Source organism: Lentzea sp. (assembly GCF_036380075.1).
GTDB lineage: Bacteria > Actinomycetota > Actinomycetes > Mycobacteriales > Pseudonocardiaceae > Lentzea.
In genome coordinates this window covers 20,952-34,084 of sequence record NZ_DASVFL010000271.1, presented here as the reverse complement: position 1 = coordinate 34,084, position 13,133 = coordinate 20,952, and the positions used below count along the sequence as shown (strand labels likewise).

The following is a 13,133-nucleotide window of genomic DNA, read 5'->3' as shown; positions in this document are numbered from 1 at the left end:
CATTGACGCGACGTTCCCGCAGTCGGACCTGACCGCCCGCGCCCGCAGCGCGTTCCGGTGCTTCGTCAGCCCCTCCGACCGGCGCAAGCTGGCCGGTCAGGCCCGTCGCGACGAGCTGCCGGTGTGGGTCGTGTCGCCGTTGCGCCGGTTGGGCGCGCGCCGGTTCCGCCGGGCTAGCTGGGACGCCACTCCGAGTTCGCTCCGCACAGGAGCACGCAGGGCAGATCGGTCGTCACGTCGCCCTTGAGGAACGACGCGAACGCCGCCGCTCCGGCCGGTTCGACCGCGATCCGGAACTCCTCCCAGAGGCGGTCGCGCGCCGCGAGGATCTCGTCGTCGGTCACCAGGGCCGACGTGACGTTGTTGCGCTGCAGGATCTCCAGCGCCAGCGAACCGGCCCGGGTGGCGCCGAGCGCGTCCGCGGCCACGGACCTCACCGTCGAGTCGACGGGCGCGCCGGCCTCCAGCGCGTTGTGCATCGCGCGGCAGTTCTCGGGTTCGACGGCGATGATCCGCCGTCCGCCGGAAGCGAGTGCGGCACCGGCGACGAGCCCGCCACCGCCGGCCGCGACGAAGATCGTGTCGACGTCCGGGACGTCCTCGACGATCTCCTGCGTGACGGTCGACTGGCCCTCGATCACCGTCAGGTCGTCGTACGCCTCGACGTAGGTGACTCCGAAGTCGCGGGCGGCGAGCGCGGCCTCCGCGTAGGTGGCGCCGTGGCGGATCAGCTTGGCGCCCAACGCCTCGATGCGCCGGGTCTTGGTCTCCGGCGCGGTCACCGGGACGAACACGGTGGCGTGCGCGCCGAGCAGCTGCGCGGCCTGGGCGACGGCGATGCCGTGGTTGCCGCCCGACGCCGTGACGACTTCGGACACCCCGAGCGACAGCAACTTCTGCACCGCGCCGCGGATCTTGAACGACCCGGTGAGCTGGAGCTGCTCCAGCTTGAACACCAGCGGCCGCCCGTCGGCGGACGCGTGCAGGACCGGGGTGCGGCGGACGTACTGCGACAACGCTCTCATGTGAACAGCTTCCACAAGAACTGCGCCAGAGTCACGATCCCCAGCAGGAAACACACCAGCACGAACGTGCCGCCGACCATCACGACCAGGCAGCCGCCCCAGGACGTCTCCTCGTCCGGCGTCGCGTCGAGCTCGCGGCGCAGCTCCTCGCGGGCCTCCTCGCGCAGGTCCACCAACCGGGTTCGCGCCGTTTCGGTGGGAGCGTCCTCGACGGTGCCCTGCCACGAGAGCGCTCCCAGTTTTGCTTCCGCGCGCCGGTACGCCCGTTCGAAGGCCGCGGTCTCGTCCGGGTCGCGGTCGTCGGACAGGTACGTCCAGCGGCCCGCCTGGGCCGGCTGGCCGAGCACGCGGTAGACCTCGGCGAGGCGCTCGCGCAGGTCGAGCCGGTGGGGATAGGTGCCGACGAGTCCCGCGACGCGTTGACGTGCGCGAAGCACGCTCGCGAGGTCGCCTCGCCGCAACTCCTCGGCCGCTTTGTGGAGCGTCAGCTCTACCGGCATGGCACACAGTTTTGCAGGTGGGGCTAGCTTTGACCCGTGCTCGGCCTATCGCTGCTGGTCTGCGGCCTCGCCTGGTGGCTGGGGCTCTACCTGCTCGCCCGCGACCCCCGCAAACCGCTGCTGTGGTGGGCGGGCGCCGGGCTGATCGGGTACGCGGTGGCGGTCGTCGTGCCGCACCCGGTGCTGCTCGGAGTGCCCGCGGTGGCGTGGACGGGCGCGATCCTGCTGCTGGCGCGACCGGACCTGATCCGGTGGTGGCTCGCCGCGGTGGTGCCGTTCCTCGCGGCGTCGTTCTGGCTGCCGTGGGTCGTGTTGCTCCCTTTGGCCGTGTCGACGGTGCTAGCCATAAGGAAACGCACTTACTTTTCACTCGTCGGAGTGATGTTCGGGCTGTCTGCTGCCGCTTTCCTGCTCCGCCTGCTGCCCGACGCGGTGACGCTCCCGATGATCGGCTTCGACCTCGTGGTGTTCGGGGTGCTGGTCGCCGTCACCGACGCCGTCGAGGAGGGCGAGGCGATCCGCGCGGACATGCTGCGGTCGCTGGTGATCGCGGGTTTCACGGCGGTGCTCTTCGGGTCGCAGGTGGTGTTGTTCGGCGGTCCCGACCTGCTCGCGTTCACGACGGTCGCGGCCGCCGTCGCCGTGCAGGTGCTCGCGAACCCGCTCGCGTCGGTGGTCGACCGCCTCGCCGTGCCCGCGGTCGCCGCCGAACGCGCCGAGCTGCGCGAGGCCGTGGAGTCGTTGCCCAAGCGCCGGCCGCTGGTCACCGACGACCCCGCCGAGTTCGCGCGTCTCACGCGCAAGGCGTTGAGCCACTACGGCGACCTCGGCAAGCTCGTCGCGAGCCCGTTGATCGCGCTGACCGACGACGGCCCGCCGCTGGACCGCGCGGCGCAGCTGAAAAGCCTGTTGCTGGACAGCATTCGCCGGCTCAAGCCCGCGGACGGCGATTTCGGCACGAGCGACGAATGGCGTTACTACAACGCCGTCTACTTCTATTACGTCAAGGGAATCCGGCCGTATTCGGTGCGGACCAAACGGGAGGACCTCGACGCCGAGGACCGCCGCGCGTTGCAGTGGTTCGTCACGCAGGTGCCGGAGCGGACCCTGCACAACTGGCAGAACGCGGCCGCGCGCCTGGTCGCGGCGGACCTGATGGCAGGTGTTGGCAGCGTTTGACGTGGTCCCGGCAGCGTTAGCCGGGCGATCGTCGGGCCATGTTGAAATTCGCCTTGAAACTCGACGGTGTCGCTTCGTTCGCACTCGGTCTGCTGACGCTCCTGATCCGCCCGGAGGTCGGAGTTCCGGTGGGCTGGCAGATCGGGTTGGGTTCTTTCTGCGTCGTGTACGGCCTGGGTGTCTTCTTCTTGGGAACCCGCGCCGTTCCGGACCGCCGGATCGTGCTGCTGGTCATCATCGGCAACGCCGTGTGGGCGCTGGACAGCGTTCTCACCGCGGCGCTGGGGTGGTTCCCGCTGACCGGACCCGGTGTCGCGCTGGTGCTCGCCCAGGGCCTGGCCGTGCTCGGGTTCGCGGTGCTGCAGGCCGTGGGCCTCAGTCGCGCAGGGTCCGCGAACGACCGCGGAACTCGGCCACGACCTCGTTCGCACGCCTGACGGTGATGTCGTAGATCCCGCTGCGGCCGAACCGGGTCCGTTCCACCGCCTCCGCCACCAGCTCGTCGCCTTCGTGCACGGGCCGGATGAAGTCGATCTCGGCCGTGGCGGCGACGGTGACGGACCCGGCCCGGTTGCAGGCGCAGGCGAACGCCGTGTCCGCCAGCAGGAAGACGTACCCGCCGTGCGCGATGCCGTGCCCGTTGAGCATGTTCTCGGTGACCGCCATCCGCACCAGCGCGTACCCGTCGCGCAGCTCGACCGGTGCGATGCCCAGTGCGGACGAGGCCTTGTCGGCGGCGAGCATCTCAGCAGGACCATTCATTCGTGGCAGCGTAATCACCCTGGCGGTGGTGTCACGCAGCGTTCACGCCGACTTACTGTCCGATTGCATGCATGATCGATCAACTTCGGAGGTGGTCACCATGGGTGGTTGTTCTTGCTGTGGCGGGTGCACGGGTCCCGGCTGCGGGTGCTGCAGCTCCTGCTGACGGTCGCGGGCGAATGAGGAGAAGGCCGGTGCGCACGCCCGCACCGGCCTTCTTCCACAGCGGTCAGGCCTCCGTGGCCCGCACGTCGGTCCCGTGCTCGGCGAACGCCTTGAAGTCCCGCATGTGCAGCAACGACTGCTTGCGGAACGCGCCGGGCACCACCTTCCCCACCAGCCGCATCAGCAGGCCGTCGAACCGGTACTCGTTCTCGCTTTCCCAGAGCGTCGCCTCCGGGCCGGCCTCGGTCAGCCGGTCGCGCGTGGCGCTCCACATGCCGCCGCCGACGATCTCGCGTTCGAAGCGCACGACGCTCCCGGCCGGGATCTCGCCCAGGTCGGCCGGTTCCCGGCGGATGATGGTCTCGGTGACCTCGGACTCCTGCCGCCCCATCCGAAGCACGACCCGCGACCGCGTGCCGACCTGGCCGTGCTCGCCGTTCAGCGGCTCGTGCAGCACCAGACCCCGCAACCACATGGGCAGGTGTGCGGGGTCGGCGAGCAAGCGGGCCACTTTCTCCCGCGGCAGGGCGATCTCGATCGAGACGGTGTACTTCATGCGGTGATTCTGACGGCTGCCTCAGCCCGTGTAGGTCCTGAACAGGTTCGTGAACTCCCAGTTGGACTGCGAGATGCCGCTGCACGTCGGCGACACCCCGCCACCGGGGCAGCCCTTGTCGCGACCGGCGGACCAGAACGCGATCCGGCCGACGTGGTTGGCCTTCGCGTAGTCGACGACCTTGCGCGCGTCGTCCTGCGTCGTCGTCGGGCCCGTGTCGTTGCGTCCGATCATCGGCGTGAGGCCGAGCAACGCCTTCAGTTGCGCGTCGGACTTCGACGGCCAGATGGTGCGCATCTGCCCGAGGGTGGCGTTGGAGGCGGCGACCATCGCGTCGCCCCAGTTGCCCGTGTAGCCGAAGTTCATCAGCATCGGGTTCACCAGCACCGTGACGCCCTTGGCGGCCGCGTCCTTGAGCACGTCCACCGAGTACGGGTCCATGCCGTAGTCCTGGCCCTGGATGCGCATCGTGTAGCTGACGGTCGTGCCGCGGGTGTCCTGCAGGCGCTTCAGCGCCGTGTTGACGACCGCCTGCGGGATGGTCGCTTCCACGTCCACGTCGATGCTGTTGGAGCCCACGGCGTCCAGCACCTTCACGTAGGCGTTGTAGAGGGCGTCCGCGGTGGAGCAGACGTGCTCCAGGTACGGGCCCATCGCGCCGCCGGTCGCGACGATGACGCTGCCGCCCTGGGCCTTCAGCGCCTTCGTGTCGTTCACGATGCGGCTGTCGTTCAACGGGACCGTGCCGCCCCACGCGGGGTCGCAGCCGGCGGACGAGCCCAGCGCGAACGCGAGCGTGAAGTGCTTCTGGCCGGTCGCGTTGGCCACGTCGACCAACGACGGCGACGGCATCGTGATGTCGATGTACGGCGCGACGAGCGCGCTGCCGGGCACCGGCGGCACAACGGACGTCGTCGTGGTGGTGGGCGCGGTGGTCGTCGTCGACGTGGTGGTGGTCGTGGTGGTGGGGTTGCTGCCACCGCCGCACGGGACGCCGTTGAGCTTGCAGTTGGTCGGCAGTGCCGAGCCGCTCACCAGGAAGCCGAAGCTCGTGGAGGCGCCCGCGCCCACGGTGCCGTTGTACTCGCGGTTGGTGAACGTGTGGTGGTTGCCGCTGCTGGTCAGCGTGGCGTCCCAGTAGGAGCCCAGGGTGGCTCCGGCGAGGTCGAACTCGAGCTTCCAGCCGGCCAGCGCGGTCGTGCCCGCGGTGACCGTGGCCTTGCCCTGGTAGCCGGAGCCCCAGTTCGAGTCCTGGCTGATCACCGCGGACTCGCCGGCGGCGGAGGCGGTGGGGGCTATGGCGACGAGTCCGGCCACGAGAGCGGCAGCGGCCCCGGCGGAGAGAAGAGCGAAGCGGGCCATGGAGGTGGTCCTTCCGGCAGGGAGAGGAAGGGAGCGGTGTGGGAACGCGGGGCGCGTCGCGTTCCCACACCACGTCTGTCGGGTGCTTCGACTGTCAGCACCTGCTCAGTCACGGTAAGTGGCCTAGACCACAGCGTCAATGGGTCTAGACCTCTTCTGTCTCGCGGACAGTGGAACAATTCGGCGGGTGCGTGGAGCCACTGGAATCGGATCGCTGCCCGGAACCGACATCGACGAGGCGGCGCGGGTCGTCGTCGGTGAGCTGCCGGAGCTGCCGCACGTGCCGGAACTGCCCGCTCGGGGCGTCGGCGCGGACATGGTCGGCCGCACCGCCGGCCTGCTCGTCGACCTCGCGATCGAGGTCGTCACGTCCGGCTACCGCGTGACGCCGCGTCCCGGCCGTGACCACCGCCGTGCCGTCGACCTGCTGCGCGGCGACCTCGACGCGTTCGACGAGGCGTTGGAACGCGCGGGTGCGCAGCCGTCGGTCGTGAAGGTGCAGGCAGTCGGGCCGTGGACGTTGATGTCGAACATCGAGCTGATGCGCGGGCACCGGGTGCTCACCGACTACGGCGCCGTGAAGGAGTTCTCCGAGTCGCTGGCCGAAGGACTGCGGCAGCACGCCGCGGAGGTCGCCAAGCGGACGAGGGCGCAGGTCGTCGTGCAGATCGACGAACCGGGCCTGCCCGCCGTGCTCCAGGGCCTGCTGCCGACGCCGTCGAAGCTCGGCACCGTGCCCGCCGTGCCGGAACCGGACGCGCGCGCGGTGCTGGCCACCGTGATCGAGGCGCTGGGCGACCACGAGGTCGTCGTGCACTGCTGCGCGCCGCACCCGCCGCTGACGCTGCTGCGCGAGGCCGGCGCGTCCGCCATCGCGTTCGACGCGACGCTGGTCAAGGGGGCGGAGGCGCTCGACGAGATCGGCGAGACCTGGGAGGCGGGCACGACGCTCGCGCTGGGCCTGGTGCCGAGCACGGACCCCGGCGTGCCGGTGACGTTGAAGGAGGTCGGGCAGCGGGCGTTCACGCTGGCGGACCGCCTGGGCTTCCCGCGCTCGATCCTGGACGAGAAGGCGCTGCCCACGCCGACGTGCGGTCTGGCCGGAGCGACGTCGGCCTGGGTCAAGCGCGCCCTGTCGCTGACCCGCGACCTGTCCTCGGCCTTCGCGGAGCCGCCCGAGGGCTGGTGATGTCCGGTTCGTGGGGCTAGTCTGCTGCGCACTATTAGGAAACTTTCTTAACCGAGGGCCTGAGGTCGGGGCCTGGACCGGGAGTTCCCCTCATGCGCATCAGACGTGCGGCTCTCGTGGCCGCAGTGCTCACGGGCGTGGTCGCGGCGCCCGCCCAGGCCGCTCCGGCCGCCCACGTCCGGCTGGACCAGATCGGGTTCGGCACCTCCGAGGCGAAGCACGCCTACGTCCTCGGCGGTGCCGCGAACACCAGGTTCTCCGTCGTCGACAGCCGCGGCCGGACCGTGCTCACCGGGCGGACGGGTGCGTCGACGGGGTCGTGGAGCGAGAAGTTCCCCGCGGTGCACCCGATCGACTTCTCGGCCCTGAAGACCGCCGGGACCTACCGGATCAGGGTCGGCTCGGCGGTGTCGCCGACGTTCGAGATCGACTCGCTGCGCGCGCTGTTCTCGCCGGTCGCGTCCAGCACCGTCGAGTTCTTCCAGGCTCAGCGCGACGGTGCTCACGTGGTCCCCGGCCGGCTGAACCGCAAGCCCGCGCACCTCACCGACCGGTCGGCGATGGTCTACGAGGCGCCGGTGTTCGCGGGCGAGGGCGGCGACGAGATCGCGGCGCCGTTGCAGCCGACCGGCACGCGGGTCGACCTCGAAGGCGGCTGGTTCGACGCCGGTGACTTCGTGAAGTTCACGCACGCCTCGTCGTACTCGACGGCGTCGATGCTGCTGGCGTTGCGCAACAGGCACGACGACGCGCTGTACCGGGAGGCGAAGTTCGGTCTCCGGTGGCTCGACAAGGCGTGGGACGAGAAGTCCGGCGTCCTGTACGCGCAGGTCGGCATCGGCACGGGGTCCGAGGAGTTCGGCTTCGTCGGCGACCACGACGTGTGGCGGCTGCCGGAGGCCGACGACGAGCTCGACGTGCAGCCCGGCGACAGCCGGTACTTCATCAAGTACCGGCCGGTCTTCCGGGCCAACAGGGCCGGCGAGAAGATCAGCCCGAACCTGGTCGGCCGCGTCGCCGGGTCGTTCGCGCTGGCCGCGCAGGTCGAGGCCCCGCGCGACCCGCGCCTGGCCCGGTCGTACCTGGACAAGGCGGCCTCGCTCTTCGCCCTGGCCAAGACGTCGGACGTCGGTGAGCTCGTGACGGCGTTCCCGCACGCCTACTACCCCGAGGAGTCGTGGACCGACGACATGGAGTTCGGCGCGACGCAGCTCGCGCTGGCCGCCAAGTCGTTGAACGACAAGCGTTACGCGTCCTTCGCCCGTGCCGCCGCGCACTGGGCGCACGAGTTCCTCGCCACGGGTGACCCCGACACGTTGAACGTCTACAACATCTCCGCGCTCGGCCACGCCGACCTCGCGCCGTTGTTGAGGAAGGGCGTTCCGGGCGCCGAGGTGACCGAGAAGCAGGTCGTCGGCGACATCCGGCGGCAGCTCCGCAAGGGCGCCGACGCCGCGCGGACGTCGCCGTTCCGCACCGCCGCGAACGTCGAGACCTGGGACGTCGGCTCGCGCACGTTCGGCTACATCACCACCGCCGCGCTCTACCGGAAGCTGACCGGTTCCAAGGAGTACGCGACCTTCGGCACCCAGCAACGCGGCTTCGCGCTCGGCACGAACGCCTGGGGCACGTCGCTGATCGTCGGCGTCGGCACGAAGTTCCCCGAGTGCCCGCACCACCAGGCGGCGAACCTGTCCGGTTCCACGACCGGCGGCTCGAAGGTGCTGGCCGGCGCGGTGATCAACGGCCCCAACGACGCCTCCCTGTTCGGCGACCTGGGCGAGATGCCCGCGGGGTCCGTCGACTGCACCAAGCCGTACACGGTGGAGTTCGACTCCGCGAAGTCCGTCTTCGCCGACGACCTGCGCTCGTGGCCGAGCTCCGAGCCCGCCATCGACTTCACGGCGACGGGGGTGCTCGGCTTCTCGCTGATCGCGCACTCCTGACCGGCGGGCGCCGCTCAGAGCTCGTTGAACGGCTCCGCGTAGCGGAACGGCCCGGCCGGGACGTCCCGGAACAACCGGGCCTGGAAGTGCGGCGCCCACGCGGACTCCGGCGGCGTGATCCCGAACTCGGACGCCAGCCGGAACCCGAACCGCGAGTAGTAGTTCGGGTCGCCGAGGAGGACGACGGCGCGCTCGTCGCGCGCCTCCGCCGCCCCGAGGACGGCGTGCACCAGGGCCTTGCCGATGCCGGCCCGCTGGCGGTCCGGGTGCACGCTGATCGGCCCGAGCCCCAGCACGGGCACCTCGCCGACGTACCCGCGCGTGCACACCACGTGTCCCACCACCCCTTCCACCACCAGGGAGAGCTCCGGGATCCACCCCTCGTCGGCGCGCAGCCGGTCGATCAGCGGAGCCTCCGGCCCGTTCTTGAAGGCGAGGTCGGTGACTTCGCGGATGGCGTCGATGTCTGCGGGCGTCTCCCGCCGGATCAGCATGGTGCGCACTGTGGGCGAACTCGCCGTCGCGCGCCACCGGATTTCGGTTCCGTGGTTCGCTGTGCGCAGTGGACGCTCTGCCTGAGGAGGGTGCGTTGATCGTCTTCGAGGGTCCCGCGGAGTTCGACGCGTGGCTGCACGAGAACGGCGCGACCGAGACCGAGCTGTGGATCAAGTACGCGAAGAAGGGGTCGGGGCTCAGGACCATCACCTACGACGAGGCGTTGGACGTCGCCCTGTGCCACGGGTGGATCGACGGGCTCGTGCGGTCCGTGGACGAGACCTACTACTCGCAGCGCTGGACGCCGCGCACGACGCGCAGCAAGTGGTCCAAGCGCAACTGCGGCAAGGTCGAGCAGCTGATCGCGGACGGCAAGATGCTGCCGGCGGGCCTCAAGGAGATCGAGAAGGCCAAGGCCGACGGGCGGTGGGACGCCGCCTACGCGGGACCGGCGACCATCGAGGTGCCGGCCGACCTCGTCGAAGCGCTCGACGCGAACCCGAGGGCCGCCGAGTTCTTCAAGACGCTGAACAGCCAGAACCGGTACGCGGTGCTGTTGCGCATCCACGACGCGAAAAGGCCCGAGACGCGCCAGAAGCGCATCGCGCAGTTCGTCGAAATGTTGGCCGAGGGGCGCAAGCTCTACGCTTGAGAATCATGAAGTGGTTCCGCCGCCGCAAAGCAGAAGACGTCGTCCCCGCCCACCTGCCGAACGCGGGCGAGGCGGCGCAGCGGTTCTGGGAGCGGTGGTTCGAGCTGGTGCCGGTGGTGAGCGCGGCGCTGGGCGACGGTGAGCCGCACCGCGTCGAGGGCGAGCTGCGGGACCTCGTCGCGGGGCTGCACCCGGACCTCGTCTTCTCCCTCGAACAGGGCCACATGGCGATGTACGCGCTGGTCGTCACCGGTCAGGAGGACCCGCGGCTGCGCCCGTACACCGACGCGTGGATCGCGGCCGCGCCGCCGGCCGACATGGTGTGGGAGTTCCACGACTCGGTGCCGCCCGTGCCGGACCCGACCGAGGTCGTCGTCAACCTCGGCGAGGTCAGGATGCGGCTCGGCGACTACCGGGTGGTGGCGCAGGTGGACGGGGACGTCGTCGACGTCGCGGTCTACCACCCCGCCCTGGCCGAGCTGAGCGACCAGCAGCGGCGGACGATGACGTTCCTGCCGCTGGACGTCACTCTCGGCGAGCGGCTGGCGGGGGAGCGGCTGCGGCGCGTGGAGACCGCGCAGCTCGAACCCGAGGGCACGATCAGCCTGCTCGAGCTCCGGTCGCTCGTGCGGGAGCTCGCCGGGCAGTCGTCCGGCTGAGACTGTCGGACCTGCTCACTAAGCTGTCCCACGTGACCAGCGAGAGCCTTGAAGACGTCCCCGCCGAGGTGCGCGAGCGGCATGCCGTGCTCGCGGAAGAGGTGCGCTCCCACCAGTTCCGCTACTACGTGCTGGACGACCCGATCGTCACCGATGGTGAGTTCGACGCGCTGCTCAAGTCGCTGGAGGCGCTGGAGGCCGAGCACCCCGGCCTCGCCACGCCCGAGTCGCCCACACAGCGCGTCGGCGGCACGTTCTCGACCGAGTTCAAGGCGGTCGACCACCTGGAGCGCATGCTCAGCCTGGACAACGTCTTCGCCCAGGACGAGCTGACGGGCTGGTTCGAGCGCGTCCAGAAGGAGATCGGCGCCGGCACGCACTTCCTGTGCGAGCTGAAGATCGACGGTCTCGCGATCAACCTGCTGTACGAGAAGGGCAGGCTCACGCGGGCGCTCACCCGCGGCGACGGCCGCACGGGCGAGGACGTCACGCTGAACGTCCGCACGATCGGCGACGTGCCCTCGGTGCTCAGGGCCTCCGCCGAGCACCCGGTGCCCGACCTGGTCGAGGTGCGCGGCGAGGTGTTCTTCACGGTCGACGACTTCCTGGCGCTCAACGAGTCGCTGGTCGAGCAGGGCAAACCGGTGTTCGCCAACCCGCGCAACACGGCGGCGGGATCGTTGCGGCAGAAGGACCCCAAGGTCACCGCCTCGCGCAGGCTCCGGATGATCTGCCACGGCATCGGCAAGACCTCCGGCTTCGAGGTCGCGCGCCAGTCGCTCGCCTACGAGGCGCTGAAGGCGTGGGGCCTGCCCACGTCGGAGCACACCGAGGTGCTCACGGACCCGGCCGCCGTGCGCGCGAAGGTCGAGTACTGGGGCGAGCACCGGCACGACGCCGTCCACGAGATCGACGGCCTCGTCGTCAAGGTCGACGAGGTGGCGCTGCAACGGCGCCTGGGCACGACGTCGCGCGCCCCGAGGTGGGCCATCGCGTACAAGTACCCGCCGGAGGAGGCCACCACGACGTTGCTGGACATCCAGGTCCAGGTGGGGCGCACCGGCCGGGTCACGCCGTTCGCCGTGATGGAGCCCGTGAAGGTGGCGGGCTCGACGGTCGCGCGGGCCACGCTGCACAACGGCTCGGAGGTCAAGCGCAAGGGCGTGCTGATCGGCGACCGCATCGTCATCCGTAAGGCGGGCGACGTGATCCCCGAGGTGCTCGGCCCGGTGCTCGCCGCGAGGCCCGACGACGCGCGCGAGTTCGTCATGCCGACGCGCTGCCCCGAGTGCAACGCCGTGCTGCGGCCCATGAAGGAGGGCGACGTCGACATCCGCTGCCCCAACGCGCAGACGTGCCCCGGCCAGCTGCGCGAACGCCTGGCGTACCTCGCCTCCCGCGCCGCGCTCGACATCGAGGTGCTCGGCTACGAGGCGGCGGCCGCGATCACCGAGTCCACCGTCTACACCAACGAGGCCGACCTCTTCGACCTCGACGCCGACGCGTTGCGGCAGGTCGAGCGGTTCAAGACCAAGAACGGCGAGCTGTCCGCGAACGCGCTGAAGCTGCTCGACAACCTGGAGGCGGCCAAGTCGCGTCCGCTGTGGAGGGTGCTCGTCGCGCTGTCGATCCGGCACGTCGGCCCCACCGCCGCCCGCGCGCTGGCCCAGGAGTTCGGGTCGATGGACGCGATCGTCGAAGCTGACGAGGCCGTTCTGGCCGGCGCCGAGGGCGTGGGTCCGACGATCGCCGCGGCCGTCGTCGAGTGGCGCGAGACGGAGTGGCGCCAGGGAGTCGTGCAGCGGTGGCGCGAGGCGGGCGTGCGGATGGAGGACGAGCGCGACGCGTCGATCACCCGCAACCTCGAAGGCCTGTCCATCGTGGTCACCGGCTCGCTCGCGGAGTTCTCCCGCGACTCGGCCAAGGAGTCGATCCTCGCCCGCGGCGGCAAGGCGGTCGGCTCGGTCTCGAAGAAAACCTCTTTCGTCGTGGTCGGCGACTCACCAGGATCCAAGTACGACAAGGCGATCTCCCTCAAGGTCCCCGTCCTCGACGAGGCGGGCTTCCGCGTCCTGCTGGAGCAGGGCCCGGACGCGGCGAGGGACGTGGCCGTCATCGGGGAAGAAGGCACAGATGGCTGACCTGCTCATCCGCCCGGCCCGCGAGGCCGACCTGCCCGTCGTCGGCGCGATCACGGTCGGGGCCTACAGCGCCGACGGCTACGTGAACGAGCACGACGACTACGCGAAGACCCTCGCGGACGCCGAGTCCCGCTTCCGCGACGCCGAGGTCCTGGTGGCCGTGGACGAGACGGGCGAGATCCTCGGCTCGGTCACCGTGGTGCACCCCGGCACGCCCTACGCCGAGATCTCGCAACCGGGCGAGCTGGAGTTCCGCATGCTCTCGGTCGCCGCCGCGGCCCGCGGCAGGGGCGTCGGCGAGTCGCTGGTGCACGCGGTGATCGACAGGGCGCGGGCCGCCGGGGTGAGCCACGTCGTGCTGTCGTCGTCGGAGAAGATGCTGGCGGCGCACCGCCTGTACCAGCGGCTGGGCTTCACCCGCCTGCCCGAACGCGACTGGTCGCCGCTGCCCGGTCTCAAGCTGATGGCGTACGCCTACGGCCTGCCGCTCTGAGCGGGGCCG

Annotated in this window: 14 protein-coding genes; 8 read left to right on the top strand and 6 right to left on the bottom strand. The window is 70.5% G+C overall.

What is annotated here, in order from left to right; genetic code table 11:
- Positions 1 to 173: 173 nt before the first annotated feature.
- Together VF330_RS29360 and VF330_RS29355 are read right to left on the bottom strand one after the other, a co-directional pair.
- Positions 174 to 1,025, bottom strand: a complete 852-nt coding sequence (locus VF330_RS29360) for a pyridoxal-phosphate dependent enzyme (RefSeq protein WP_330854932.1) — start codon at positions 1,023 to 1,025, stop codon at positions 174 to 176.
- The gene (locus tag VF330_RS29355) at positions 1,022 to 1,525 is read right to left on the bottom strand and encodes a DUF6584 family protein (protein WP_330854931.1); all 504 of its coding nucleotides are present in this window, start codon (positions 1,523 to 1,525) and stop codon (positions 1,022 to 1,024) included. Before VF330_RS29355 ends, VF330_RS29360 begins: the two co-directional genes overlap by 4 nt.
- Positions 1,526 to 1,561: 36 nt before the next feature.
- Between VF330_RS29355 and VF330_RS29350 the strand changes: the two genes are divergently transcribed.
- Entirely contained in the window at positions 1,562 to 2,704 is a 1,143-nt protein-coding gene (locus VF330_RS29350; RefSeq protein ID WP_330854930.1) for a hypothetical protein, read from the top strand.
- 38 nt (positions 2,705 to 2,742) lie between these two features.
- Positions 2,743 to 3,141 (top strand): hypothetical protein, encoded by a 399-nt coding sequence (locus VF330_RS29345; protein ID WP_330854929.1) that lies wholly within the window; start codon positions 2,743 to 2,745, stop codon positions 3,139 to 3,141.
- Here the strand turns inward: VF330_RS29345 and paaI are convergent.
- The 3 genes from paaI to VF330_RS29330 all read right to left on the bottom strand — a co-directional run bounded on the left by paaI (position 3,080) and on the right by VF330_RS29330 (position 5,549).
- On the bottom strand, positions 3,080 to 3,466 hold the full coding sequence (gene paaI / locus VF330_RS29340; protein ID WP_330854928.1) for a hydroxyphenylacetyl-CoA thioesterase PaaI: 387 nt from the start codon (positions 3,464 to 3,466) through the stop codon (positions 3,080 to 3,082). The two genes, VF330_RS29345 and paaI, sit on opposite strands and share 62 nt — an antisense overlap.
- A gap of 229 nt (positions 3,467 to 3,695) precedes the next feature.
- Entirely contained in the window at positions 3,696 to 4,187 is a 492-nt protein-coding gene (locus VF330_RS29335) for an SRPBCC family protein (protein ID WP_330854927.1), read from the bottom strand.
- A gap of 21 nt (positions 4,188 to 4,208) precedes the next feature.
- Entirely contained in the window at positions 4,209 to 5,549 is a 1,341-nt protein-coding gene (locus VF330_RS29330; RefSeq protein WP_330854926.1) for a cellulose binding domain-containing protein, read from the bottom strand.
- Positions 5,550 to 5,736: 187 nt separating this feature from the next.
- Here VF330_RS29330 and VF330_RS29325 point away from each other — a divergent pair, with 187 nt between their 5' ends.
- Positions 5,737 to 6,738, top strand: a complete 1,002-nt coding sequence (locus tag VF330_RS29325) for a methionine synthase (RefSeq protein ID WP_330854925.1) — start codon at positions 5,737 to 5,739, stop codon at positions 6,736 to 6,738.
- A gap of 92 nt (positions 6,739 to 6,830) precedes the next feature.
- Positions 6,831 to 8,684, top strand: coding sequence for a glycoside hydrolase family 9 protein (locus tag VF330_RS29320; RefSeq protein ID WP_330854924.1), 1,854 nt, complete (start codon positions 6,831 to 6,833; stop codon positions 8,682 to 8,684).
- 14 nt (positions 8,685 to 8,698) lie between these two features.
- Here the strand turns inward: VF330_RS29320 and VF330_RS29315 are convergent, their stop codons facing one another.
- Entirely contained in the window at positions 8,699 to 9,178 is a 480-nt protein-coding gene (locus tag VF330_RS29315) for an N-acetyltransferase (RefSeq protein WP_330854923.1), read from the bottom strand.
- Positions 9,179 to 9,273: 95 nt separating this feature from the next.
- Here VF330_RS29315 and VF330_RS29310 point away from each other — a divergent pair, with 95 nt between their 5' ends.
- From VF330_RS29310 to VF330_RS29295, 4 genes are read left to right on the top strand one after another with little or no spacing between them, the layout of a single operon-like run.
- Positions 9,274 to 9,831, top strand: a complete 558-nt coding sequence (locus VF330_RS29310; protein WP_330854922.1) for a YdeI/OmpD-associated family protein — start codon at positions 9,274 to 9,276, stop codon at positions 9,829 to 9,831.
- A gap of 5 nt (positions 9,832 to 9,836) precedes the next feature.
- Positions 9,837 to 10,490 (top strand): hypothetical protein, encoded by a 654-nt coding sequence (locus tag VF330_RS29305; protein ID WP_330854921.1) that lies wholly within the window; start codon positions 9,837 to 9,839, stop codon positions 10,488 to 10,490.
- Between the two features lie 23 nt (positions 10,491 to 10,513).
- Complete coding sequence (gene ligA / locus VF330_RS29300; protein ID WP_414675481.1) at positions 10,514 to 12,631, top strand: NAD-dependent DNA ligase LigA; 2,118 nt, start codon at positions 10,514 to 10,516, stop codon at positions 12,629 to 12,631.
- Entirely contained in the window at positions 12,624 to 13,124 is a 501-nt protein-coding gene (locus tag VF330_RS29295) for a GNAT family N-acetyltransferase (RefSeq protein WP_330854919.1), read from the top strand. Before ligA ends, VF330_RS29295 begins: the two co-directional genes overlap by 8 nt.
- The last annotated feature ends 9 nt before the right edge of the window (positions 13,125 to 13,133 follow it).

Excerpts from the sequence above, each read along its gene's own strand:
- VF330_RS29360 (WP_330854932.1), bottom strand. The coding sequence starts at position 1,025 with ATGAGAGCGTTGTCGCAGTACGTCCGCCGCACCCCGGTCCTGCACGCG.
- VF330_RS29355 (WP_330854931.1), bottom strand. The coding sequence starts at position 1,525 with ATGCCGGTAGAGCTGACGCTCCACAAAGCGGCCGAGGAGTTGCGGCGA.
- VF330_RS29345 (WP_330854929.1), top strand. The coding sequence starts at position 2,743 with ATGTTGAAATTCGCCTTGAAACTCGACGGTGTCGCTTCGTTCGCACTC.
- paaI (WP_330854928.1), bottom strand. The coding sequence starts at position 3,466 with ATGAATGGTCCTGCTGAGATGCTCGCCGCCGACAAGGCCTCGTCCGCA.
- VF330_RS29335 (WP_330854927.1), bottom strand. The coding sequence starts at position 4,187 with ATGAAGTACACCGTCTCGATCGAGATCGCCCTGCCGCGGGAGAAAGTG.
- VF330_RS29330 (WP_330854926.1), bottom strand. The coding sequence starts at position 5,549 with ATGGCCCGCTTCGCTCTTCTCTCCGCCGGGGCCGCTGCCGCTCTCGTG.
- VF330_RS29320 (WP_330854924.1), top strand. The coding sequence starts at position 6,831 with ATGCGCATCAGACGTGCGGCTCTCGTGGCCGCAGTGCTCACGGGCGTG.
- VF330_RS29315 (WP_330854923.1), bottom strand. The coding sequence starts at position 9,178 with ATGCTGATCCGGCGGGAGACGCCCGCAGACATCGACGCCATCCGCGAA.
- VF330_RS29305 (WP_330854921.1), top strand. The coding sequence starts at position 9,837 with ATGAAGTGGTTCCGCCGCCGCAAAGCAGAAGACGTCGTCCCCGCCCAC.
- VF330_RS29295 (WP_330854919.1), top strand. The coding sequence starts at position 12,624 with ATGGCTGACCTGCTCATCCGCCCGGCCCGCGAGGCCGACCTGCCCGTC.